Origin of the sequence: Zymobacter sp. IVIA_12111.31 C1, assembly GCF_047495495.1 — a bacterium.
GTDB lineage: Bacteria > Pseudomonadota > Gammaproteobacteria > Pseudomonadales > Halomonadaceae > Zymobacter.
Genome location: NZ_CP179930.1, coordinates 1,514,385 through 1,538,051, shown reverse-complemented (window position 1 = coordinate 1,538,051; position 23,667 = coordinate 1,514,385). Strand labels below are relative to the sequence as shown.

The 23,667-nt window shown below is 57.0% G+C and carries 20 protein-coding genes; 16 read left to right on the top strand and 4 right to left on the bottom strand.

All coding sequences use genetic code 11. The features are described 5' to 3' along the window. Nucleotides 1-236: 236 nt before the first annotated feature. A complete protein-coding gene (mgtE, locus tag ACMHYW_RS06910; protein WP_414499277.1) occupies nucleotides 237-1,610 on the bottom strand; it encodes a magnesium transporter in 1,374 nt (457 codons plus the stop codon). Nucleotides 1,611-1,942: 332 nt separating this feature from the next. After that, nucleotides 1,943-2,878, bottom strand: a complete 936-nt coding sequence (locus ACMHYW_RS06905; RefSeq protein WP_414499276.1) for an NAD(P)-dependent oxidoreductase — start codon at nucleotides 2,876-2,878, stop codon at nucleotides 1,943-1,945. Between the two features lie 184 nt (nucleotides 2,879-3,062). Between ACMHYW_RS06905 and ACMHYW_RS06900 the strand changes: the two genes are divergently transcribed. The 8 genes from ACMHYW_RS06900 (at nucleotide 3,063) to ACMHYW_RS06865 (ending at nucleotide 9,305) form a co-directional block, all read left to right on the top strand. Further along, entirely contained in the window at nucleotides 3,063-3,293 is a 231-nt protein-coding gene (locus ACMHYW_RS06900; RefSeq protein WP_027705802.1) for an FmdB family zinc ribbon protein, read from the top strand. A 98-nt stretch (nucleotides 3,294-3,391) separates the two neighbouring features. Further along, nucleotides 3,392-5,161 carry an aspartate--tRNA ligase gene (gene aspS, locus ACMHYW_RS06895; RefSeq protein ID WP_414499275.1) on the top strand — a complete coding sequence of 590 codons (1,770 nt, stop codon included), beginning with the start codon at nucleotides 3,392-3,394 and terminating at the stop codon, nucleotides 5,159-5,161. Nucleotides 5,162-5,266: 105 nt separating this feature from the next. Beyond that, nucleotides 5,267-6,016, top strand: coding sequence for a YebC/PmpR family DNA-binding transcriptional regulator (locus ACMHYW_RS06890; protein WP_027705800.1), 750 nt, complete (start codon nucleotides 5,267-5,269; stop codon nucleotides 6,014-6,016). Then, the gene (gene ruvC / locus ACMHYW_RS06885) at nucleotides 6,013-6,552 is read left to right on the top strand and encodes a crossover junction endodeoxyribonuclease RuvC (protein ID WP_027705799.1); all 540 of its coding nucleotides are present in this window, start codon (nucleotides 6,013-6,015) and stop codon (nucleotides 6,550-6,552) included. The genes ACMHYW_RS06890 and ruvC overlap by 4 nt, the downstream gene beginning before the upstream one ends. 153 nt (nucleotides 6,553-6,705) lie before the next feature. Continuing rightward, the gene (gene ruvA, locus ACMHYW_RS06880) at nucleotides 6,706-7,362 is read left to right on the top strand and encodes a Holliday junction branch migration protein RuvA (protein WP_414499274.1); all 657 of its coding nucleotides are present in this window, start codon (nucleotides 6,706-6,708) and stop codon (nucleotides 7,360-7,362) included. Then, complete coding sequence (gene ruvB / locus ACMHYW_RS06875; protein ID WP_414499273.1) at nucleotides 7,359-8,390, top strand: Holliday junction branch migration DNA helicase RuvB; 1,032 nt, start codon at nucleotides 7,359-7,361, stop codon at nucleotides 8,388-8,390. The genes ruvA and ruvB overlap by 4 nt, the downstream gene beginning before the upstream one ends. Further along, complete coding sequence (ybgC, locus tag ACMHYW_RS06870; RefSeq protein WP_414499272.1) at nucleotides 8,390-8,794, top strand: tol-pal system-associated acyl-CoA thioesterase; 405 nt, start codon at nucleotides 8,390-8,392, stop codon at nucleotides 8,792-8,794. The genes ruvB and ybgC overlap by 1 nt, the downstream gene beginning before the upstream one ends. 115 nt (nucleotides 8,795-8,909) lie before the next feature. Continuing rightward, nucleotides 8,910-9,305 (top strand): lysozyme inhibitor LprI family protein, encoded by a 396-nt coding sequence (locus ACMHYW_RS06865; RefSeq protein WP_414499271.1) that lies wholly within the window; start codon nucleotides 8,910-8,912, stop codon nucleotides 9,303-9,305. A gap of 237 nt (nucleotides 9,306-9,542) precedes the next feature. Here ACMHYW_RS06865 and ACMHYW_RS06860 read toward each other — a convergent pair whose 3' ends face one another. After that, the gene (locus tag ACMHYW_RS06860; RefSeq protein WP_414499270.1) at nucleotides 9,543-9,692 is read right to left on the bottom strand and encodes a hypothetical protein; all 150 of its coding nucleotides are present in this window, start codon (nucleotides 9,690-9,692) and stop codon (nucleotides 9,543-9,545) included. Nucleotides 9,693-10,661: 969 nt separating this feature from the next. Between ACMHYW_RS06860 and tolA the strand changes: the two genes are divergently transcribed. The 4 genes from tolA to ybgF all read left to right on the top strand — a co-directional run bounded on the left by tolA (nucleotide 10,662) and on the right by ybgF (nucleotide 14,714). Further along, nucleotides 10,662-11,855: a cell envelope integrity protein TolA gene (gene tolA, locus ACMHYW_RS06855; RefSeq protein WP_414499269.1), complete on the top strand. Its 1,194-nt coding sequence runs from the start codon at nucleotides 10,662-10,664 to the stop codon at nucleotides 11,853-11,855. Nucleotides 11,856-12,017: 162 nt separating this feature from the next. After that, nucleotides 12,018-13,313: a Tol-Pal system beta propeller repeat protein TolB gene (gene tolB / locus ACMHYW_RS06850; RefSeq protein ID WP_414499268.1), complete on the top strand. Its 1,296-nt coding sequence runs from the start codon at nucleotides 12,018-12,020 to the stop codon at nucleotides 13,311-13,313. Between the two features lie 58 nt (nucleotides 13,314-13,371). Continuing rightward, nucleotides 13,372-13,908 (top strand): peptidoglycan-associated lipoprotein Pal, encoded by a 537-nt coding sequence (gene pal, locus ACMHYW_RS06845; RefSeq protein WP_027705793.1) that lies wholly within the window; start codon nucleotides 13,372-13,374, stop codon nucleotides 13,906-13,908. Between the two features lie 29 nt (nucleotides 13,909-13,937). After that, nucleotides 13,938-14,714, top strand: coding sequence for a tol-pal system protein YbgF (gene ybgF / locus ACMHYW_RS06840; protein WP_414499267.1), 777 nt, complete (start codon nucleotides 13,938-13,940; stop codon nucleotides 14,712-14,714). 127 nt (nucleotides 14,715-14,841) lie between these two features. Here the strand turns inward: ybgF and ubiG are convergent, their stop codons facing one another. Next, entirely contained in the window at nucleotides 14,842-15,570 is a 729-nt protein-coding gene (gene ubiG, locus ACMHYW_RS06835; RefSeq protein ID WP_414499266.1) for a bifunctional 2-polyprenyl-6-hydroxyphenol methylase/3-demethylubiquinol 3-O-methyltransferase UbiG, read from the bottom strand. A gap of 411 nt (nucleotides 15,571-15,981) precedes the next feature. Between ubiG and galU the strand changes: the two genes are divergently transcribed. From galU to msrA, 4 genes are all read left to right on the top strand, one after another. Then, entirely contained in the window at nucleotides 15,982-16,866 is an 885-nt protein-coding gene (gene galU / locus ACMHYW_RS06830; RefSeq protein WP_414499265.1) for a UTP--glucose-1-phosphate uridylyltransferase GalU, read from the top strand. A gap of 320 nt (nucleotides 16,867-17,186) precedes the next feature. Next, nucleotides 17,187-19,040 (top strand): autotransporter assembly complex protein TamA, encoded by a 1,854-nt coding sequence (locus ACMHYW_RS06825; protein WP_414499264.1) that lies wholly within the window; start codon nucleotides 17,187-17,189, stop codon nucleotides 19,038-19,040. Further along, nucleotides 19,004-22,978, top strand: coding sequence for a translocation/assembly module TamB domain-containing protein (locus tag ACMHYW_RS06820; protein ID WP_414499263.1), 3,975 nt, complete (start codon nucleotides 19,004-19,006; stop codon nucleotides 22,976-22,978). The genes ACMHYW_RS06825 and ACMHYW_RS06820 overlap by 37 nt, the downstream gene beginning before the upstream one ends. Before the next feature lie 55 nt (nucleotides 22,979-23,033). Further along, nucleotides 23,034-23,642, top strand: a complete 609-nt coding sequence (msrA, locus tag ACMHYW_RS06815; protein WP_414501481.1) for a peptide-methionine (S)-S-oxide reductase MsrA — start codon at nucleotides 23,034-23,036, stop codon at nucleotides 23,640-23,642. Nucleotides 23,643-23,667 lie beyond the last annotated feature (25 nt).

Here is a 23,667-nt window from a genome sequence, read left to right as displayed (position 1 = left end):
CGCTTAAGAGCAGCTTTGGTAGGGTATAGCGCTGTGCCGCGGTCATCGGAACGGTATCCAACCCTGTGGCAGTACACGGAAAACGGCTGGCGCGCGCTATCTGAAAGGCAAGCAAGGAAATGGTGGAATGCAAAGGGGGAAGTGAAAAAAGGGAGGGAAGTGAAAAGAAAATGGTCGGCAGAAACGACAATGGCACCTAGCGGTGCCATTGTCGAAAGGGGATGGAATCGGTAAGGCTAACCGCAGCTGACGTGGGGAGTGCCCGTTGCCGCGGAAATGAACAGCGATGCCACGGAGAAGAACACCAATACACCACAGGAGTCACACAGGGTAGAGACCAGTGGGCCGCTGGCCGTGGCCGGGTCCAGTCCGAAGCGGTTGAGCAGAAACGGCAGAGACATCCCCAGCAGGCTACCGACCATGACGATGGCAACCATGCTGATAGCGACCGCACAGGCGACATCAAAGTTGCCGCGGGCGTAGCTGATCGGCGAGATGGCGACGGCCATGGTGATCCCCAGTACGCATGAGATCAGCAGCTCGCGTCCCAGCAGCGATGTCCAGTCACGAATGTTGACTTCCCCAGTACCCAGACCGCGCACCATCAGCGTAGCTGCTTGCGATCCCGCATTACCGCCGCTACCAATCAGCAGCGGCAGGAAGATGACCAGCGCTGCCTGGGCTTCGATCAACCCTTGGAAGTGCGCGATTCCAGCGCCGGAGAACAGACTGCCGAAGACCAGCAGTACCAACCAGACGATGCGCTTGCGGTACAGCGTGAACAGTGATGTGCTGCTCAAGCCCTGCTCAAGCACCCCCACGCTCCCCGCACGGTGGAAGTCATCGGTGGTTTCCTTTTCGACGACGTCCATGGCGTCATCGTAGGTCACGATACCGACCAGCTTGTTGTCGTGATTGACGATGGGAATCGCCAGAAAGTCGTAGTGGCTAATCATGCGGGCTACGTCTTCCTGCGGCATGTCAGAGCTAGCTGACACCACATCGCTGATCATTACCGAATTAAGGCGTGCCAGCGGATCGGCCAGGATCAGCTGACGCAGTGACATGGTGCCGGTCAGGCGTTGCTGATCGTCCAGCATGTAAACCTGATAGATCGTTTCCGCATCCGGTGCGGTCTGGCGCACCTTGTTGAGCGCTTCCGATACGGTCAAGCGCTCGTTGATCGATACGTACTCCGAGGTCATGATCGAGCCTGCGGTGCCTTCTTCATAGCTTGACAGGCGCAGCATGTCTTCGCGTTCCTTGTGCGCCATGCGGCGCAGGATCGACTCGCGGCGTACCGGCTCGAACATATTAAAGACATCGGCACTGTCATCGCCGTCCATTTCGGTGAACAGGCGTGCCAGCTCGTCATCGCTCAGTTCTTGGGCGATGCGCAGCTGCTTGTCGGCAGGTAGATAGGAAAAGATCTCGGCACAGTGCTTGAGCGCAATGCCCTTGAGAAAGAGGGTCGAGATGTCATCGGGTTCGCGCGCGAAGCGCTCGGCGATGTCTGCCGCGGGGGCATCATCAAGAATGTCGTTAAGTGCAGTGAAGTCGCGGCGAGCGAGTGCGCGACGAATGCTGGGCATGAGCTCGATCGTGTTCATGAAGCCTCCTGCAGATCCACCCGTGCAGCAGCCATGAACGTCGATTCACGGTGTCAGGCTGGGGATCCGATGCAGTGTCTACGTCGGTAGTAATGTAGGAAAAGAATGGAAGTGGCGTTACGCCTTGACGGGTCAGGTTCCATTGAGTGGGTCTCTTGTTCGCGCCAATGTGGATAAAGGCGTGCCAACCTTAGACATCTCACTAGTGAACGTCAACCGCTGCGCTGAGATTTATCCGCAGGCTCAGGGGGTAACAGGGGAGGCTTTCGTTAGGGAAAAGGACGATGTTCATGGCGCAGGCAGACGTATGCTGCCCGCGCCCGTGCGGACGTTTACTTGGCGTTGAACGTCGAAATGTTGTGAGCAATGGTGCTGATCAGGGTATCGCGCGCTTCTGTTGAAGCCCATGCGCTGTGGGGCGTCATGATCAGGTTATAGCGGTCTTCGCGAAGTGCAGCGAGGGTCGGGTGATCCTGTGATGGCGGTTCCTGATCGAGTGTATCCAGTGCCAGCCCGCCCAAGTGGCCAGATTTAAGTGCTGCCAGCGCCGCGTCATTGTCGATGACCTTGCCTCGAGCACAGTTGATCAGCAGGGCACCTTTCGGCAGTGTCGCCAGTGCCTCGGCATTAATCAGCCCCTCCGTTTCAGGGGTGAGCGGACAGTGCAGCGACAGCACGTCGGCAGATGGCAACAGCGTGGACAGGGCCGGGCGGGTATCGTCCTGCTTGCCGGGGCGCGCCGCGAACGTCACTTTCATTCCGAAAGCTTCGGCCAGTCGCGCGATGGCCGACCCGATATCGCCGTGGCCGACGATCACCAAATGACGACCTTCCAGCAGGGTCATGAGCTTAAGGCGCTGGGTGAAACTGACCTCGTTGGACCATTCCCCATTGACCAGCCCGTGACGGTAGGGCAATAGGCGACCGGCCAGTCCCAGCATCAGCATCATCGTGTGTTGAGCGATGCTTGGCGTGCCGAAGCCCTTGACATTGCGGACTTCGACCCCATGTTCCTTGGCGGCCGCCACATCAATATGATCCGTGCCCGTACCGACTGTACAAATGAGTTTTAGGTCAGGAAGGGCTGTGATGATGTCGCGAGTGATGACAACCTTGTTGGTGATGACGATGTCTGCGCCCTGCAGGCGAGACACCACATCACTCGGTGCGGTCGAGTCGTGGCAGGTCAGAGTGTCGACGGCGCTTTCGATGGGCGAAAGGTCGGGGTCGGCAGCGAGCGTATCGATGTCCAGCATGACGGCATGCATGGCAACCTCCTCGTGCAATGGGGAAAACAGCTCTGTAGAGTCCGATCAATACCTTGCTTAAAGATAGCGACCAGGCGCTATAATAGGGCAAAATGTCCTTCTGACTGTCATGTCCTGCAAACGATTTCCAGACTGTCGTGAAACGTGGGATGGTCTGGAGCATGACTGATGTGAGTAACGTATCATGCCTATTTATGAATATCAGTGCTCATCTTGCGGCGCCACCCTGGAAAAGTTACAGCGTATGAATGCCGAGCCACTGAAGGAATGCCCGGAATGCCATAAGGACACTCTGGCGCGCGTGGTGTCGGCATCAGGCTTCCGCCTGTCCGGCGATGGCTGGTACGAAACCGACTTCAAAACCTCGAACAAGCGCAATCTTGCCGGGGGCGGTGGCTCTTCCGCAAACAGTTAGAGCGTTATCATGACGAGTTATCGGCATGCGGCACTCGTGTTCGGCACGGGCGCTGCATGCCGATGTCTTGCACACACATTCAGGTAATGGAATTCAACATGCGCAGCCATTATTGCGGCCAGCTCAACGAAAGCCTGGTAGACCAGCACGTCACCCTGTGCGGGTGGGTACACCGTCGTCGTGACCACGGGGGCGTCATTTTCATCGACCTGCGAGACCGCGATGGTATCGCACAGGTAGTCGTCAATCCTGACATGGCCGATGCCTTTGCCACCGCAGACCGCTCACGCAGCGAGTATGTGCTGAAAGTCGAAGGTCTCGTCCGTCTGCGCCCGGAAGGCACGCGCAACCCAGACATGCCGACAGGCATGATCGAGGTCGTTGCCGAGCACGTTCAGGTGTTGAACGAATCCAAGACGCCTCCTTTCCAGCTCGAAGAGCACAACGTCAAGGTCGGTGAGGACATCCGTCTCAAGCACCGCTACATTGACCTGCGTCGTCCGGAAATGATCGAACGTTTCCGCATGCGTTCTCGCGTAACGCACTTCGTACGTAACTACCTCGAAGAACACGGCTTCCTCGACGTCGAAACACCGATCCTGACGCGTGCGACGCCGGAAGGTGCCCGTGACTATCTGGTACCCAGCCGTACGCATCCAGGCGAATTCTTCGCACTGCCGCAGTCCCCTCAGCTGTTCAAGCAGTTGCTGATGGTATCCGGTTTCGACCGCTACTATCAGGTCGCGAAATGCTTCCGTGATGAAGACCTGCGTGCAGACCGCCAGCCGGAATTCACTCAGATCGACATCGAAGCGTCGTTCATCGACGAAGAAGCCATCATGTCCATTACTGAAGACATGATTCGCAACCTCTTCAAGAGCGTGCTGAATGTCGAGCTGCCGGCTAAGTTCGATCGCATGCCGTACAGCGAAGCCATGCATCGCTTCGGTTCCGACAAGCCTGACATGCGCATCCCGCTCGAAATGATCGACATCTCCGATCTGATGAGCCGCGTTGACTTCAAAGTCTTCTCTGGCCCTGCCAAGGATGACAACGGTCGCGTTGCGGCGCTTAAAGTGCCGGGCGGTGCCAAACTGTCGCGTAAGGACATCGACGAGTACACCAACTTCGTCGGCATCTACGGTGCGAAAGGTTTGGCATGGATCAAGGTCAATGATCGCAAAGCCGGTCTCGAAGGCTTGCAGTCGCCGATCGTCAAGTTTATGACGGATGTCATCGACGAGCTGATGGAACGCCTGGATGCACAGGACGGCGACATCATCTTCTTCGGTGCCGACCGTACGCGCATCGTCAACGAAGCGCTGGGTGCTCTGCGCGTTCGTCTGGGTGAAGATCTGAACCTCTACACGCAGCGTTGGGCGCCGCTGTGGGTCGTCGACTTCCCGACATTCGAAAAAGACGATAGCGGCAAGTTGTCCGCATGCCACCACCCGTTCACTGCGCCGGCGTGCTCCGTGGAAGAGTTCCGCGCCAACCCGGGCGACTCACTGTCCCGCGCCTACGACATGGTACTGAACGGTACCGAGCTGGGCGGTGGTTCCATCCGTATCCACGAACAGGATATGCAGCGCGCGGTATTCGAAGTGCTGGGCATTAGCGAAGAAGAAGCGGAAGAGAAATTCGGTTTCCTGCTGGATGCACTCCAGTACGGTGCTCCGCCTCATGGCGGTCTGGCCTTCGGTCTTGACCGTCTGGTCATGCTGATGACGGGCGCCAGCACGATTCGTGACGTTATCGCTTTCCCGAAAACGCAGAGTGCAGCATGTCCGCTGACCGATGCCCCGGGAGAAGTCAGCGAGGCTCAGCTCAAGGAACTCAACCTGCGTCTGCGTAAGCGCGACGCCTGAGCGATATAGCGTCATTGGTTAGGCATCGGGGACGTTGCCGGTGCCACTTCGGGTCACGACCGACAGGGTGAGTGACCCCTTTTCATTCATTTCGAGGAGGTAGCTGTGGCAGGCCATAGTAAGTGGGCTAACACCAAGCACCGCAAGGCAGCACAGGATGCCAAGCGCGGCAAGATCTTTACCAAACTGATTCGCGAGCTGACCATCGCGGCGCGTCAGGGTGGTGCTGATCCGAACGCTAACCCGCGTCTCCGCGCTGCGATCGATAAAGCCCTGTCTAGCAATATGACCAAAGACACCATGCAGCGTGCCATTGACCGTGGTGCCGGCAATACCGAAGCCGACAACATGGAAGAGCTGACCTACGAAGGTTACGGTGCGGCAGGCGTTGCAGTACTGGTCGAATGCATGACGGATAACCGCAACCGTACGGCTTCCGAAGTTCGCCACGCGTTCACCAAGAACGGCGGCAACCTCGGGACCTCTGGTTCCGTAGCGTTCATGTTCACGCGTCGCGGCAACATCAGCTTCCCGGCGGGCAGCGATGAAGAAGCCATCATGGAAGCGGCGCTGGAAGCGGGTGCCGAAGACGTCATCATCAACGATGATGGCTCCATTGATGTCGCAACTGACGTCAAGAGCTTCGGCGACGTTAAGGACGCATTGGAAGCGGCGGGCCTGAAAGCCGAAGACAGCGAAGTGGGCATGTTCCCCGACAACTATAGCGAGATCAGCGACGTCGATACTGCGTCCAAGATCATCAAGCTGGTCGATATGCTGGAAGATCTGGACGATGTCCAGAACGTATACAGCAACGCTGACTTCGACGATGCCATCCTCGCGGAGCTCGAGTGATCATACTGGGTATCGACCCTGGATCGCGGCGTACCGGATTTGGCGTCATCGACGTCAGCCACGGTTCGCCGCGGTACATCGACAGCGGCTATATCCGCATTCAGGCGGATACGCTGGCGCAGAAATTAGCGCAGGTCTATGCCGGCGTCAGCGATATTATTGCGCGCCATGTACCCGCTGAAGTCGCCATTGAGCAGGTCTTCATGGCTAAAAACCCTGACTCTGCGCTCAAGCTGGGGCAGGCTCGTGGCAGTGCGATCGTTTGTGCGGCCAATCATGGACTGCCTGTTCATGAGTACGCCGCTCGCCTCGTTAAGCAGTGTGTGACCGGGCACGGTGGTGCCGATAAGGAAGCCGTTCAACGGCTAGTCGCCTCGACGCTGCGCCTTGAAGGACTGCCTCAATCGGATGCGGCAGATGCGCTGGCCATTGCATTGACTCATTTCTATACCCAGCGTGGCTTAGTGCGACGAGGAGGTAGTGCGCCTACCCGTCGACAAGGCAGCCGCAGTAGCTGGCGACACTATCAGCCCTAAGCGTAGCGCTTAGCGGAAAGGGCTATCCTGCATAGCACGCCTATATCATCTGCCTTCATTGATGCCATGTATTGATGTACAGTAAGTACATGCGATAAGCGTGGTAATTCCTGCCCGTTATTCTCTTTTTCTTCCCTATAAACGAGGACGCTCATGATAGGTCGGCTCCGTGGCATTCTGATTGAAAAGCAGCCTCCGCTGGTAGTGATTGACGTACAGGGCGTGGGGTATGAAGTCGAAGCGCCGATCAATACCATTCTGGCGCTGCCTGCGCTGGGAGAGACCGCGGTACTGTTCACTCATATGGTGGTGCGCGAAGACGCGCAGCTGCTGTATGGCTTTAGCAATGACACTGAACGACGCCTTTTCCGTGAACTGATCAAAATTTCCGGCGTAGGGCCACGCATGGCACTGGCGATTTTGTCGGGAATGGACCGTGCCCAGCTGGTGCGCTGTCTGCTGGATAGCGACACCAAAGCACTGACCCAACTGCCCGGTGTCGGCAAGAAGACCGCCGAGCGTCTGATTATTGAAATGCGTGATCGCCTCGAAAAATGGCCTGAGCTCAAAATGGGTGTTCCGCAGGGCGGAGACATGTTGGCAGTGCTTGACGAGGACGCTGCGCCCGCGGATGTGGCTTCCGATCACTATGCCGATGCCGAGGCGGCGCTGATCGCATTAGGGTATAAGCCTACCGAAGCGGCGCGAATGCTGAATGGGCTGGATGCGGCGGATTCCACCGAGGCGCTGATCAAGCAAGCGCTGACGCGTAAGCTCTCGGGCAACATGCCTAGAGGGGCGCGCTCATGATTGAGTCCGATCGACTGATCGCCGCTGACGAGCTGCCTCGAGAAGGGCGGCTTGATCATGCCATTCGTCCGCGTCAGCTCAGCGACTATGTTGGTCAGCCGCGTGTGCGCGAGCAGCTCGATATCTTCATTCAGGCCGCCCGCCGTCGAGGCGACAGTTTGGATCACACCTTGATCTTTGGTCCCCCAGGCCTAGGCAAAACCACGCTGGCCAACATCATTGCTGAAGAGATGGGCGTCGATATCAAGTCGACGTCCGGGCCGGTGCTTGAGAAGGCGGGCGATCTGGCGGCCATGCTGACCAGCCTAGAGCCGGGCGATGTGCTGTTCATCGACGAGATCCACCGCCTGTCTTCCGCCGTGGAAGAGGTGCTGTATCCGGCGATGGAAGACTACCAGCTCGATATCATGATCGGTGAAGGGCCCGCCGCGCGCTCGATCAAGATCGACCTGCCTAAATTCACACTGGTCGGCGCGACGACCCGTGCTGGCCTACTAACATCGCCGCTACGCGATCGCTTCGGCATTGTGCAGCGACTGGAATTCTATAACGTTGCGGATCTGACCCATATCGTATCGCGCTCTGCACGTTTGCTTGGCGTTGATGCCGATGAGGAAGGTGCAGCTGAAATTGCACGCCGTGCGCGCGGCACCCCGCGTATCGCCAACCGCCTGCTGCGTCGCGTACGCGACTTCGCGGAAGTGCGCAGTGATGGGCGCCTCAATGCCGACATTGCCGATCAGGCGCTGAATATGCTGCATGTGGATCGCCACGGGTTAGATCATATGGACCGTCGGTTGCTGATGACCATGATCGATAAGTTCGAGGGTGGACCAGTAGGGGTCGATAGCTTGGCTGCCGCGATCAGCGAAGAGCGCGATACCATTGAGGATGTGCTTGAGCCTTATCTGATCCAGCAAGGCTTCATCTTGAGAACGGCTCGAGGCCGCATGGTCACGCGACAGGCCTATCTTCACTTCGGAATCGACCCGACCGACCGCGAAGCGTCAGAACAGGGGAACGGCTGATGAGCCATGTCAACGAATGCCCGATTCGGGTGTACATCGAAGATACCGATGCGGGCGGTATTGTGTTCTATGCCAACTACCTGCGCTTTATGGAACGTGGGCGTACGGAATGGTTGCGGGACCTGAATCTTCAGCAGGGTGAGCTTCTGGCACAAGGGGTACAGCTGGTCGTTAGCCGACTGGAATGTCGCTATCTGCGACCGGCCATGCTTGATGATCAGCTTGTGGTCGAAACCTCCGTCACGGCCTGTCAGCGCACACGCATTACCTTCACGCAGCGAGTGTTAAAAGACGGCGAATGCCTGTGCGAAGGGCAGGTGCATGTTGCCTGTGTTAGCGCAGACACCCAGCGTCCCATGCGGCTTCCCGACCACTTTCAGGCTATCGTTGCCCCTTCCGCATAGCGTTCTGCTGTAGTTGACATCGTCTGGCAGTGTCGGTAGTAAGGTGGCAATAGTCATTTTTATCGCCGGTTGACGGTTGAGTGGCGTTGCGCAACCCGTGTGGAAGGTGTTTCCAATGAAGGCACTTGCTGTTGCACTGCTGGTTCTCATGCCGCTGCACTCGGTTGAAGCGCTCGAGTGCGCTGATGCTCAAACTCAGGCTGAAATGAATGCCTGTGCCTATGCTGACTATCGCCAAGCAGAAACCACCTTGGACGCTTCCTATTCAGCGGTGCTGAAGCATACCTCTGATGCAGCCCAGCGCCAGTTGCTTGAAACGGCCCAGCAGCGCTGGCGTGCGTATCAAGAAGCTGACTGCCAGTTTCAGTCCTATGCCGGGCGTGGTGGCTCCCTCTATGCCATGAGTTATGCCGACTGTCTTGCGGGGGCTTCTCGTCAGCGAGCGGCTGCGCTTGACGCGATGCAGAACTGCCCTGAAGAGGTCGTGAACTGTGCCTTACCTGCCGACTAAGTTCTCTTATTGTTATTTTTCTGAGAATCACTCCCTGATTGGCGTTCTGTATTTTAGGATTGATAATGGGGTGATGGAACGTCTTTGAATACTACGATAATAATGATCATTTTTATCCATAATAATGCTGCTGGAAATCGTTGATACCCTCTATGGAGAGGACTATCTCTTCGTATATTTTACGCCATAATAATGAAATATAATTGAGATGCATTGGGTGGTTTAAATTTTTCATGACTAACGTTTTATTTTATCAATGATGAGTGAAATATTACCCATACCCATACCCATACCCATACCCATACCCATACCCATACCCATACCCATACCCATACCCATACCCATACCCATACCCATACCCATACCCATACCCATACCCATACCCATACCCATACCCATACCCATACCCAGCGGTAATGCTATACATGAAAAATGTAGGGTAGGTTGATTATAATACCTATATTGCGATAAATAATAATGATTATTTTACAAAGGATATAAATTGAATATTGTTTTGGTGTCAATAGAAAGTGAATGGGTATGGAAATAATGGGGCGAGACGATATTGTGATGTAATTATAACTGATATTGTAAATGGAGTTGTCTGATTTTCATGGTATTACGATGAAATACTTGCGCTTGCCTTTAAAGGCTATCATCGTGCACGCAGCACACGCAGCACACGCAGCACACGCAGCACACGCAGCACACGCAGCACACGCAGCACACGCAGCACACGCAGCACACGCAGCACACGCAGCACACGCATGTGAAGTGTTAAGCATTTTCCCGTGTTGTGGGTAGTGAACATTTGTGTCTATCGCCAATCAAAGGCATGTCTAGCATGGGTGGGAGCGTCAAGGTAGTGCGTGTACTGGAATGGTGAGTGATGTTCGCATTGGTTGCATGCTGCTGTGCTCTGGCGCGCACGATACCAGTATGAGGTCTAGGCTATCGCCATTATTCTTTGGTGATGCACCTTAGCGTTACAGCGAACCTCTTTCGGTCATTATGGTATCGGCTTCTCTTTGCTGCTCATCCCGCTAGACGAGCTATTTTTGTGAGCAATTTCTCACAATATGGTCACATTGAGACAACTGTCTTTTCAGAAAGACTTCTGAAAGCGCATGATTAACAGCAATTTAGGATGAAATGCGTTTTGCGTTCTTCATTATTTCACATATGCTGGGCTGGTGCGGCTATGCTCTGCACGACTACCATGATACCTATCGCTGCCATGTCACGAGTCCGTTGTATGCGCTACGATTTTTATGGCTGTAGTCGATCTGCAGTCAGGAATGCGGCTATTGTAGGGGCTATCGAATGGATGACAGGCCGTGTACGAAGGACTCGGAAATGAAGGACAGACGTTCTACAGGCCGCTCAGGACTGGGTGTGCCGATTCTGTTGGCGCTGGGACTGCACGGTGCTCTTTTCACCGCACTGGCCGTTCACTGGAATTTTTCATCGGATGCTGAGCCACCGCAGCCACTGGTACAAGCTACGCTGGTAGGTGTCGATAGCGGTGTGCCGCAGCCCGATCGGAGTGCGCCTGCTTCACAGGCGGCACCCAATGCTCGCAAGAAAACACCGTCTCCTGCCCCCAAAGCGGCAGAGGCGAATGATGCGCCAGAAGCCCCTGCCGTGGCTCAGCCTGAAGTAAACGTTGACGCTGAAAAAGCGGCACAGGAAAAAGCTAAGGCCGATGCCGAGGCTAAAGCTCAGGCTGAGAAAGCGGCGCAGGAAAAAGCTAAGGCCGATGCTGAGGCTAAAGCTCAGGCTGAGAAAGCGGCGCAGGAAAAAGCTAAGGCCGATGCTGAGGCTAAAGCTCAGGCTGAGAAAGCGGCACAGGAAAAAGCTAAGGCCGATGCTGAGGCTAAAGCTCAGGCTGAGAAAGCGGCACAGGAAAAAGCTAAGGCGGATGCTGACGCTAAGGCGAAGGCTGAAAAAGCAGCGCAGGAAAAAGCTAAGGCGGATGCTGACGCTAAGGCGAAGGCTGAAAAAGCGGCGCAGGAAAAAGCTAAGGCGGATGCTGACGCTAAGGCGAAGGCTGAGAAAGCGGCGCAGGAAAAAGCCAAGGCCGATGCCGATGCTAAGGCGAAAGCTGAGAAAGCGGCACAGGAAAAAGCCAAGGCCGATGCTGACGCTGCTCGACGCAAGAAATTTGCTGAGGCGGCCGCTGCCGCGGCAGCTACGGATGATGGCGTAGGCCAAGAGCAGAAGACGCGTCAGAATGCCCAACAAGCGGCCCAGGCCGTAAACGGTATGCAGGCGCTGATCCACAAAGCGGTTGAGCAGAACTGGTACCACTTGCCTAACGAGCCCGCTGGGCTGACCGTGCAGCTTTCCATCAAATTGGTGCCATCGACGGGTGAGCTGAAAGATGTCAGTGTGTCGCGCAGCAGTGGCAACGAAACGTTCGACCGCAATGCGATACAGGCCGTACATCAGGCTGCGCCGTTCTCCGAGCTGGCACAGCAGCCTGCTGCAGTTCAGAAACAGTTTCAACAGCTTACGTTGGAATTCAAGCCGGATGCCAAAGGGCAATAAGTGTTCGTTGGTACTTTCTGAGCAAGGATTTGTACAAAACGTGATGAGGCACACTATCATCAGTCGAGGCAAAGGAGTGCATCAGGCATGATATCGAATAGCTTTGGTGTGGCGCCTTCTGAGCCCAGCTCAGCGGCAGTCACACTTCGTGGGAGAACGGGAATGAAACGGTTGCTGGCGGCGGCCGTTGGCTCGCTGGTTGCCATGTGCCTGTCGGCACCATCGCAGGCGGCGCTGACGATCCAGATCACGCACGCCAACGATCAGGCCATTCCCATTGCCGTGACCCCTTTTCAAGGGCAGGCGTCTCTTCCTCAGCCCGTCAGTCAGATCGTGGCTGCGGATCTTCGCAACAGCGGCGCACTGGCCCCTCTAAGCGAGTCTTCATTGCTGCCCGCACCTGCTGTGGGTTCTACCGTGGACTACGGTGTCTGGCAGCAGCTCAAGGCGCGCTATCTGGTCATCGGGCGTGCGGAAGCCGTTGCTGGAGGTTATCGCCTGCAGTATGAACTGTACGATGTGGCAACCCATGAACGCTGGCTGTCGGAGGCCGTCACCGTGGCGGGCACCCAAGCGCAGCTGCGCCAAGGGGCACACTACATCGCTGACCGTGTTTTCGAACGCATTACCGGGACCAAAGGGGCCTTCCGCACCAAGCTGGCATACGTGACGGCTCAAGGACTGGGCAACAATCAGCACTTTGGTCTCTATATTTCCGACCAAGACGGCTATGGGCCGCAGGAGGTACTAACCTCTAGCGAACCAATTTTGTCGCCGTCATGGTCACCGGATGGGCGCAAGCTGGCGTATGTCTCCTTTGAAGACAAGCGTCCTGCGATCTACGTTCAGGAGCTGGCGACCGGGCGTCGCCTCAAGCTGGCCAGTTTCGTCGGCATCAATGGTGCACCATCATGGTCACCGGATGGACGCAGCCTAGCCATGGCGCTGTCGAAAGACGGTACACCAGACATCTATCTGATGGATCTGGCGACGCGCAACCTGAAACGATTGACGCAGGATCGTGCGATCAATACCGAACCAGATTTCAGCCCCGACGGTAAATCACTGATCTATACTTCCGACAAAGGTGGTCAACCTCAGCTCTACCGCATGGACCTTGCGACAGGTAGTGCTCAGCGTATGACATTCACCAATCGCTACAATGCAGGTGGTCATTACTCACCTGACGGCCGTAATATCTATCTGGTGACGCGCTCCAATCAGGGTTTTCAGGTTGCACGTCAAGATGTTGCGTCAGGACGCTTATCCGTTATGACGAATACCGTCTGGGATGAAGCGCCTGCCGTTGCGCCCAACGGCACCATCGTGGTATATGCCACACAGAAAGGTGCACGAGGCGAGTTGAATGCAGTATCTGCCGACGGGCGGGCATCCTTTGCCATTCCCTCGGCGGAAGGAAACGTACGAGAGCCGGCGTGGTCGCCGTTTCTCGACTGATCAGTGAACTAACGACAGTCATAACGCTGTCTTCGGTATTTCTCATAAGGAGATGACCATGCAAGTTTCCACTTACGCTAAAGCACTTGTTGCTGCGTTTTCCATCGCCGCTCTGGCAGGCTGTTCCAGCAACAGCACCGTACCGGACAACGGTGCAGGCGCTAACGGTGCCAACACCGACATGACCAATTCTTCTGGCGCATCTGCTAACGGTCTGAACGGCAACGGTGTTTCCGGCCAGGATCTGTCTGCTGCTGGCAGCCAGATGCCGACGACTAACACCATCTACTTCGACTTCGACCGCGATACCATTCGCCCTGAATTCGAATCTGTCCTTAACGACCATGCGGCTTACCTGCGTGCGCACACCAGCACTCACGTCACTCTGCAGGGCCACACTGACGCCCGCGGTACACGCGAATACAATCTGGGTCTGGGTGAACGTCGTGCCAACGCCGTTCGTCAGTACCTGGCCGTACAGGGTGTCAACGCAGGTCAGATCGAAGTCGTCAGCTATGGTCAGGAACGTCCGGTTTGTGGCGAACGTACTGAACAGTGCTATGGTCAGAACCGTCGCGTTGAATTCGCTTACTGATCAGCAGCAACCAATGTGAGTCCGGACCTATGAAAACTCTATGGAAAGGACTGTGCGGTGTGGGAGCCTTAGTGCTCCCACTTTCCGTATGGGCCGATGATGTGGCTGCGCCGGTACAGGATGCCGGAAGTGCGCCCGCACAGGCACAGAACGTGTCCGTGCAGAACACGCCTGCTGCCTCTGGCAACATGGTGCTTTTCAATCAGCTGCAGTCGCAGCAGACCACGATCGATCAGCTGCAAGGGCGGCTAGAAGAGCTTCAGCACCAGCTGGACGACCAGCAGCAGCGATCGCTTCAGCGTTATGATGCGCTCGAACAGCGTTTGTCAGCGCTGGAGAACGGCAATAGTGCGGGGGCTAATAGCGATGCCGCTGCGCCTGCGACGAGTGATGCTGCTACAGACAGCGCAAAGGGCAGTGCCGAAGCAGGTGGTGCGCAAGAGGCCTATCAAAAAGCATTCGATCTGGTGCAGGCGCATCAGAACGATCAGGCTATTGCAGCATTCGAAGCGTTCAGCACGCAGTACGCCAATGATCCGCTGTGCGCTAATGCGCAATATTGGTTGGGCGAGCTGTACCTGAAAGGCAGTAAAGCGGACAAGGCTGAGAAAGCGTTCTTGACCGTCGTCAACGATTATCCCAAGAGCAGCAAGCGCGCCGATGCGCTTTATAAGCTTGGGCTGGTGAATGCGCGTCAGGGACGTGTCGACGATGCGCAGAAACGTCTGCAGCAGGTGATGAAGGAGTACCCGAAGTCGTCTGCCGCAGGGCTGGCCGATACGTTTCTTAAGAAAGTGGCGGGGTAGTATCACTCCGCCGCCATTACGCTAGGCGCAAGAAGTGGCAGCCACATTCGTGGCTGCACCGCCTGTTACGAAGCCCCGTCGCACACCTTGGCGTCGGGGCTTCGCCCGTATTGGGCGGTAGTCAGCGTCAGTCAATGCTCGGGCGGCAGTGCATCATGTAATTGATGCTCAGGTCGTCGCCTAGGCTGTACTGACGGGTAAACGGCTGATAGCTCAGCCCCTTGAATCCCTGCACTTCGAGATGATGCTGGCGTGCCCAGCGGGCCAGTTCGGCTGGGCGAATGAAGCGATGGTAGTCGTGTGTGCCCGCTGGCAGCAGCTTGAGAACACGTTCCGCGGCCACGATGCCGAACAGCCACGCTTTGGGATGGCGGTTCAGGGTGCTGAAAAAGAGATGACCGTCCGGTTTGACCAGTCGCGCGCAGGCGGCCACGATGCTTTCCGGATCCGGAACGTGCTCAAGCATTTCCATGCAGGTCACCACGTCGAACTGGCCCGGTGCTTCCTCGGCGAGTGCTTCGACGCTGACGACTCGGTAGTCCAACGCTAGCGGCTGGCCTTCAGCATGTGCTTTGGCTGCACCGATCGTGGCTTCTCCCAGATCGATACCCGTGACATGCGCGCTCTGATGTGCCATGGCCTCACTCAGGATGCCGCCGCCGCAGCCGACATCAAGAATGCGGCGACCGCTTAAACTGCCGCAGCCCTCGGTAATAAAACGCACGCGCAGAGGGTTGATGTCATGCAGAGGACGGAACTCGCCGTCGCGACGCCACCAGCGGTCGGCCAGCGCTGCAAACTTGTCGATCTCGTGGGGGTCGACATTGGACGTCGTGGAAAAAGTGCTTTCGGACATGAGGGCTTCCTGAAAGAGCGTCAGAACTCAACGGCACGAAAAACGACTCGCCGTATCGAAATATGCATGAAGATGGCAAACCCAGCGTAGCAAACGTGAATGTCGCCCGATAGGCGTAGAGGACGATGCCGTTTGTGACGTAAAAGCAGTGGGTCATGTGTCGAAGTATACAGGATCACTGTAGTGCATACTCGATATGCGCAGTGATGTTAACGAATGAGACGCGGCCGTTTTTGCGGTTTAACAGATGTTGTGCCAATACGATTTACCGTCTAATGTCATGATTATAGAGACGCAACGGATAGGTTGTCGGTATAGTCCGCGTTCTTGCCATTATTTATTGAGTATAAAGCGTAAAAAGGGCAGTCAGATGTCCGTTGCTTTATATGGATACTAAGAAAAGGGACCTTCATGATTCGTAAAGCCGTTCTGCCTGTGGCCGGATTTGGGACTCGCTGCTTGCCTGCTTCCAAGGCAATTCCGAAAGAGATGATCACGATCGTTGATCGCCCTGTCATCCAGTACGTGGTCGAAGAGGCTGTTCGTGCCGGCATTAAAGAGATCATCCTGGTCACGCACTCCAATAAATCGGCCATCGAAAACCATTTCGACAAGCACTTCGAGCTGGAAGCGCAGCTGGAAGCGAAAGGCAAGACAGAGCTGCTGGAAGAGCTGCGCCATATCCTGCCGAGCGATGTTGCGATCATCAGTGTGCGTCAGCCAGAAGCGCTGGGATTGGGGCACGCCGTGCTGTGCGCCAAGCCCGTCATCGGTAACGAGCCGTTTGCAGTGCTGCTGCCAGACGTGTTGGTTGAGGGCACCCTCGACGATGGCAATAACGACTTGGGCCGCATGGTCCAAGCGTTCGATGAACACGGCCGTGCCCAACTGATGGTAGAAGACGTACCGCGCGATATGGCATACAAATACGGTATCGTGGATATCGCTGGTGAAGCACCTCGCGCAGGCGAGCATGCGCCGTTGGCAGGTGTGGTCGAAAAGCCGGCGCCGGGAACAGAACCTTCTACGTTGGCCGTCATCGGGCGCTATCTGCTGCCGGCTTCGATCCTGAAGATTTTGCAGGACACTAAGCCAGGGGCCGGTGGTGAAATCCAGTTGACAGACGCTATCGAAACGCTGCGTCAGCGCGAAGGCGTCGATGCCTATCGCATGGCCGGTATGACGTATGACTGTGGTCACCAGCTGGGCTATCTGGAAGCTATTCTGGCCTTCGGACACAAGCACCCGAAATACGGTGAAGGATTCCGTGCGCTGCTGAAACAGTACGCAGACTGAGTGACGCTAAGAATTTCTCGCTGAGTGAGAATGCCGCCCCCCGGGCGGCATTCTTCGTTTCCGATTCTGCGTGCGGACAAAGGGTTAGTGAGCGGCAGCCGGTCAGTATGAAGACGGCTAGGCTAGAATCATCCCACCACATCAGGGATAATCCCGCTATAGTAACCCTCATAAGCCTTTGTCGTGGACGGATGAATACCTGTCGGCGCAAGGGTGTCTTTCGCGTGATGTATGCGAGCCTCTCAAGGCTTATTGCTCAAGCCGTGGTGCCTGCGGGCTGCCACGGGCTACGCCGACTCATCTTCTTGCAGGGACGTTGCATGATTCGCCCCCAACATTCTGCAGTGAATGCCAAGCCATTTGCATGGCGCCGCTGTACGGCACTGGCTGCGCTGGCAGCCTGGACGCTATGGCCGGTCCATGCGCTGGCGCTGAGCGTCGACCTGGACGGTATGTCCGGGCCCGCAGCGACCAACGTCGTTAACTATCTTAAGCCGCTGACGATTCCCGACGATGCCGATCCCGAAGCGTTCAAGCGTCAGGTCAATTCATCCGTCGTCAAAGCGCTGAAAGCACATGGCTACTATTCGCCAGAGATCACCATCACGTCGCTGACCCGGTCGAAGGTCAAGCTGAAGATCTTGCCGGGTGATCCGGTGATTATCCATGGGCTGAATATCGAAGTGCTTGGTGAAGCGGAAAAGGATGAAAACTTCAGCAAACTGGTGGATGACAGTGCACTAGTGGCAGACAAGGGCAAAGCCCTGTCGCACTACGACTATGAAACGCTTAAAACGGCGCTGTCGACACTGGCAGCACAGCGGGGCTACTTCGATGCGCACTACACGCTGAGTCGCATCGAAGTCCGTCCGTGGGGGAACCGCGCGGATATCCTGCTGGTGCTCGAAAGTGGCAAGCGCTACACCTACGGCGATATCCGCTACCGTGGTGTACAGATTGACCAAGACAAGGTCGATGCGCTGCGTCCCTTTAACAGCGGCGACTACTATCTCGCTGATGATCTGTCGCGTTATAACCAGCGGTTAAGTGATGCCGGTTGGTTCCGTAGTATCGCCATCAAGCCCGAGTTGCAGGCTCCAGCATCCGCTGAAGCTGATGTGGTTGAGGTGCCGCGTGAAGTGATAGTGGATTCTGCGGCGGCGGCTGCCACGAAAGCGTCTGGCAGTGATCGTGGTCAAGCCAATATCGACGTTACCGTCACTCCCGCAGATCGTCATCGTTTCGAGACCAGTATCGGTTTTTCCACCGACGAAGGGCCGCGCACCAAGCTGTCGTGGAACCAGCCGTGGGTTAACACGAACGGCGACAGTTGGAACAACAGCCTGTATCTGTCAGGTAAGAAACAGATTCTGTCAGGGCTGTATTCCATCCCGCTGGATAATCCATTGCGCGGTCGCTACGAGGTCGAATACGGCATCAAGCGCATCAATGATAACGACACTAACAGTGTGCGTGAGTACCTGACGCCCGCTCGTGTGTGGAAGTTCGAAAACGGCTGGGAGCAGCGTCTCTACGTCACCTTTGCCTTTGAGCACTTCACTCAGGCGGACGATACGGACACGGTCTTCATTTCGATGCCGGGCATGGCATGGACGCGCACCGATGTCGACAATGCGCGTTTCCCGATGCAGGGGAACCGCCAGACGCTCAAGATCGAGGGGGCCAACCGCTATCTGCTGTATTCGGATGTGACCTTCCTGCGTTCTGAAGCTTCCACGCAGTGGATTACCCACCTAGGTAACGATAACCGCTTCTTCGGACGCTTGATTGGCGGTGCGACGGCTACTAACGATTTCCACCGCCTGCCGCCGTCATTGCGCTTCTTCGCGGGTGGCGATAACAGCATCCGCGGCTATTCCTATAACGACGTGGCGCCACGCAATGCGGCCGGTGAACTGATCGGTGGCCAGAACATGCTGGTCGGTACACTGGAATACCAGCGCCGTATCGCAGGCAACTGGTGGGCTGCGGCGTTTTACGATGCCGGTAGCGTATGGGAATCCAACCCTACCTCTGATGATTTGAAACGCTCCGCTGGACTGGGGGTTCGCTGGCAGAGCATCGTCGGCCCCATCCGACTGGATATCGCTCATCCTGTTGATAGCAAGGAGGACTCGTGGCGTCTGCACTTCGCCATTGGCCCCGAATTCTGATGCGCGGGTTTCGCATCGTTGGTTGGAGTCTATGCGGCCTGATTGGCCTGATACTGCTCGGGGTAGGGTTCATTCTGTCTCCTACGGGTACCGCATGGCTGCTCGATAAAGCGCGTTCTCACGGCTACCTCAGCTATGACCACGTCGAAGGTGCTCCACTGGATCACCTAGTACTGGAGGGGCTGCGCTTACCGCTGGGTACGACGGAGTTGCAGGCCAGCCATCTGGAGCTGCGCTGGGCAACCGACTGTTTGCTCAAGGGGCAGTTGTGCTTGGATGATCTGAGTGGTCAGGGCATCCATATCGTCGTGGGGCCTGCTGCTGAAACGACTGCGGAAACCAGCAGTTCATCAACGCCGCTGGCGCGCATCAAGACCCCCATTCCTGTCGAAATCCGCCGAATTGTGCTGGATGACGTCTCAATGGAAATGGCAACGGGCATGACGGTGTCTTGGCGCCACTTTTCAAGTGGTGTCCGCATGGACGGCAGTTTAGTCACGCTGGCTGAAACGCACTTGGACGACACGCGCGTCACGCTGGCACCGGCTGCCGAAGCCTCTTCAGAAGACAAACCTGCCTCGGTAGCCAACACGCCGACGGCACGTGCTCCGCTGACCAATCCTCTGGCACCTTTCAGTATTCATCCGTTGGATCTGCCCGCTTCGCGCATTCAGCTGCCCGATATCACGCTCCCCGTCGACGTGGATGTGCCCGCGATTGCCGTGGCCGGTGTCGATATCGACGGACTTAGCACGCCGTTGCGCATTGATAGCGTTGCCTTGGCCACGCACGCACGCGATACCCGAGTGGTCGTTGATCGCTTGCAGTACAGCGGTCCTGATGGGGTGCTGGACGCTACGGCGGATGTCCGTTTGAGTGGGGAGTATCCGCTCTCCATGTCGCTGGACGGCACGGTGCATCATGCGCCGCTGCAGGACGAACGACTTTCTCTTCGTTTGGGCGGTTCTCTTGCCGCGGTGAATCTGCAGCTTGATGGACAAGGGCAGATACCGATGAAGGTCGGCATCAAGGCCGATCTGCTGTCGCAGCTGATGCCGTTCTCCGCGAACATCACCTCACCGCAGCTTCAGTGGCCGCTGAGTGACGCCGAACGGCGTCAGGCCAGCGCGGTATACCGGGTTGATGGACTCGATGTGCTGGCCGAAGGCGATTTGACCGGATACCGGTTGGGCGTTGACGGCACCGTGCGCAGTAACACGCTCAAACCGATGCCGATTCATTTGGCGGGACAAGGTGACGATCGTCAGTTTGCGTGGAATGCATTGAACGTGGGGGTCGGCAGCAAGGGCGGTCTGCAGAGTCAAGGGCAGGTGCAGTGGGCCCCGCTGCTGGCAGCGAAAGCTGACGTTACCCTCGACCAGCTACAGGTTGACGCGCTGGCACCGACCGTGCCGGGCTTACTGTCGGGTCAGACGCATGTCGAGTTCCAGCAGCACGACGATGCCAGTTGGAACGTGAAGGTGCCGAAGCTGGCGCTGAATGGCATTCTGATGAAGCAGCCACTGTCTCTGGAAGGTCAGCTGGAAGGGGATAGTGGCTTCCACTGGACGATCCGCAACCTCAATCTGCGTCAGGGGCGCAACCAGCTGCAGGCACATGGTGTTGTGGCTGAGCAGTCTGATCTGCACGCGGCGATTGATGCGCCCATGCTGTCATCGTTGTGGCCGGGGCTAGGTGGACGTTTGCGGGGGCAGCTCGACGTGAGTGGGCCACTGACATCGCCGCGCGGCCGCATTGATCTACAGGGTGATCAGCTGCGCTATGCGGCTCACCAGTTGCAGCATCTATCGCTGAACGGCAGTGGCAGTGGTAGCGATGATCCTGATATGGATGTGACGCTGAATGCTACTGGTGTGAAAAGCGGTGCTCTGGCACTGCGTTCAGCAGCGCTGACCCTGAAAGGGCGCCTGAGCCAGCATCGTCTGAACCTCAGTGTGGACGGCCAGAAAGGGTCGGCCGTGACCCAGGCGCGCTTGGCGCTTGAGGGTGGTCTGGATGCCCAGACGCATCACTATCGTGCCCGCGTGACACCGCTCTCTGTTGATGCGGCACAGGTAGGGCAGGTCGCACTCACTGGTCCGCTGATCGCTGATGTCGACCTCAATGCGTCCGCGGCTACGGTGCAGCCGTTCTGTCTGGTGCGTGCTCAGGGCGGACGTCTGTGCGCCGACAAGGTGATTCAGGCCAGCGCCGACCATGGTCAGGCCCAGCTTCTGCTGGAAGGCCTGCCGATGGCGATGCTCAACAGCGTCATGCCTGACCCGTGGCGCGTCAGTGGCACGACGCAGGGCCGTGTTGATGCCCGTTGGTCTGCGGGTGGTACGCGCTGGGCGGCCAACGGTGATCTGACTAACGGCGTGACCGTAAGCGGTAAAGACGCCGACGGTAAAGCCTACAGTCTGCCTGCGATGTCGACGCATCTCGTGTTGGAAGCGACACCGGAAAAGGCACATCTGCAGACGCAGATGGTATTGAAGAATGCGGGCCAGCTACGCCTTGACGTTGGTATCAGCGACCCTCTGGTCGCACGCCAACTGTCCGGATCCATTGCTGTTGAACAGCTGCTGCTGTCACCCTATCGCCCACTGATTGCTGGTATCGATTCACTGGACGGGGCCGTCAATGGGCGAATTGCGCTGGGCGGCACGCTAGCGCATCCGCGTTTGGAGGGGCAGCTGGTGCTTGGGGGCGTGAAAGCCAAAGGCCCCATCATGCCCATTGCGCTGGATGACGCGCGCATCGCGCTTGATCTGCACGGCGAGCAGGGGCAGATCGACGGCTATCTTGCATCGGGTGATTCGCGTTTGCTGCTGAACGGCAGTGCGCAATGGCCTCTCGATGCGCCGTGGCAGGTGGCGATGACGCTGCGCGACAACGGTACACCGCTTGAAATCATGGCGCTGGACTATGGGCGCGTGAAAGTGTCACCGCATATCGAGTTGAAGGCTAACCCTGAGCTGCTTAGCATAGAAGGTAACGTTGACGTACCGTGGGCGCGTATTGAAGTAGCACAGCTGCCGCCGACCGTACAGACGCCCTCCAGTGATGAGGTGATTCTGACCCGTGATGAAGCGGCTCATTTGGATCGCCTGCGTGCAGGGCTGGAAAAACAGAATCTGTCGCGTGAACGACGCTGGGCGGATGCCGCGGCTCTGCAGAAAGCGGGTATGGCGATCAACCTCAACGTGCGTGTCAGTTTCGGCAAGGATGTGCATCTGGCAGCCTATGGCCTCAACAGCAACATCACGGGGGCTTTTGATGTGCGTCAGCGCCAGAACGCCATTCAGCTGTTCGGCACGGTGGCGCTGAAAGACGGCCGCTACAAGGCGTTCGGTCAGGACTTGATCATCCAGAAAGGCGAGATTGTGTTCACTGGCCCGGCCGCTCAGCCGCGCCTCGACATCGTCGCGATCCGTAATCCGGAAAGTATCGAAGATAACGTGACCGCAGGGGTGAAGGTGACCGGTACGGCTCAGTCGCCCAATATCCAAGTGTTCTCCGACCCCGCGATGAACGAAACCTCGGCACTGTCCTATCTGCTGCAAGGCCATGCCAGTGACTCCGGCAGCAACGACAATGCGCTGACATCCGCTCTGATCGGGCTGTCGATTGCTCAGAGTGGCAGTACGGTCGGTGCGATCGGTGAAACGTTTGGTATTCAGGACCTGACGCTGGATACAGCGGGTACGGGTGACAACAGCAAGGTCGTGGTCAGTGGCTATGTACTGCCGCGCCTGAAGGTCAGCTATGGCGTTGGGGTCTTTTCGCCTATTGCCGAACTGACGCTGCGCTATCGCTTGATGCAGAATCTGTATCTGCAAGGGGTCTCGGGCACATCGCAGGCACTGGATCTGATCTACACCTTCAGTCTGGGGCGTACCCCTGATACATTGCCTGGTGACGCAGTCAAGAAATGACCTTGGCTTGAACGAAGACTCGAACACGGAGGTGCGCATGTCACGTTCACAACAAATGCCAACCGCAGCCGATGCCATTGCAGGGCGCCGCGAGCCGCTGCCCCTTGTGCCAGAGCACCAAGCCAATGGGCATAGCATGTTGCCACCGTGGCCTGCCGGGATGGCGATGCTGACGGTCGGAATGGGCTGCTTCTGGGGAGCCGAACGACTGTTCTGGACACAGCCGGGCGTCTACGTCACGGCCGTGGGCTATGCTGGTGGTACCACGCCCAACCCGACCTACGAAGAGGTGTGCACTGGGCGTACGGGGCATGCCGAAGTTGTGCGCATTGTGTTCGATCCGCAGGCCGTGGCGCTGGAAACGTTGCTGACCCTGTTCTGGGAGAATCATGACCCTACACAGGGTATGCGTCAGGGCAACGATATTGGCACTCAGTACCGCTCCGTGCTGTTCTATCACGATGAAGAACAGGCAGAGGCTATCCGGCACAGTGCCGAGCAGTTCGGTGCGGCACTGGCAACCGTCGGCAAGGGGCCTATTACCACGGATATCCTGCCGGAGGCACCGTTCTATTACGCTGAGACCTATCACCAGCAATATCTGGCCAAAAATCCACAGGGCTACTGTGGGCTGAAGGGAACTGGCGTTAGCTGCGTGCTCTGAACCTACGCTGGCCGTGATCCATGCC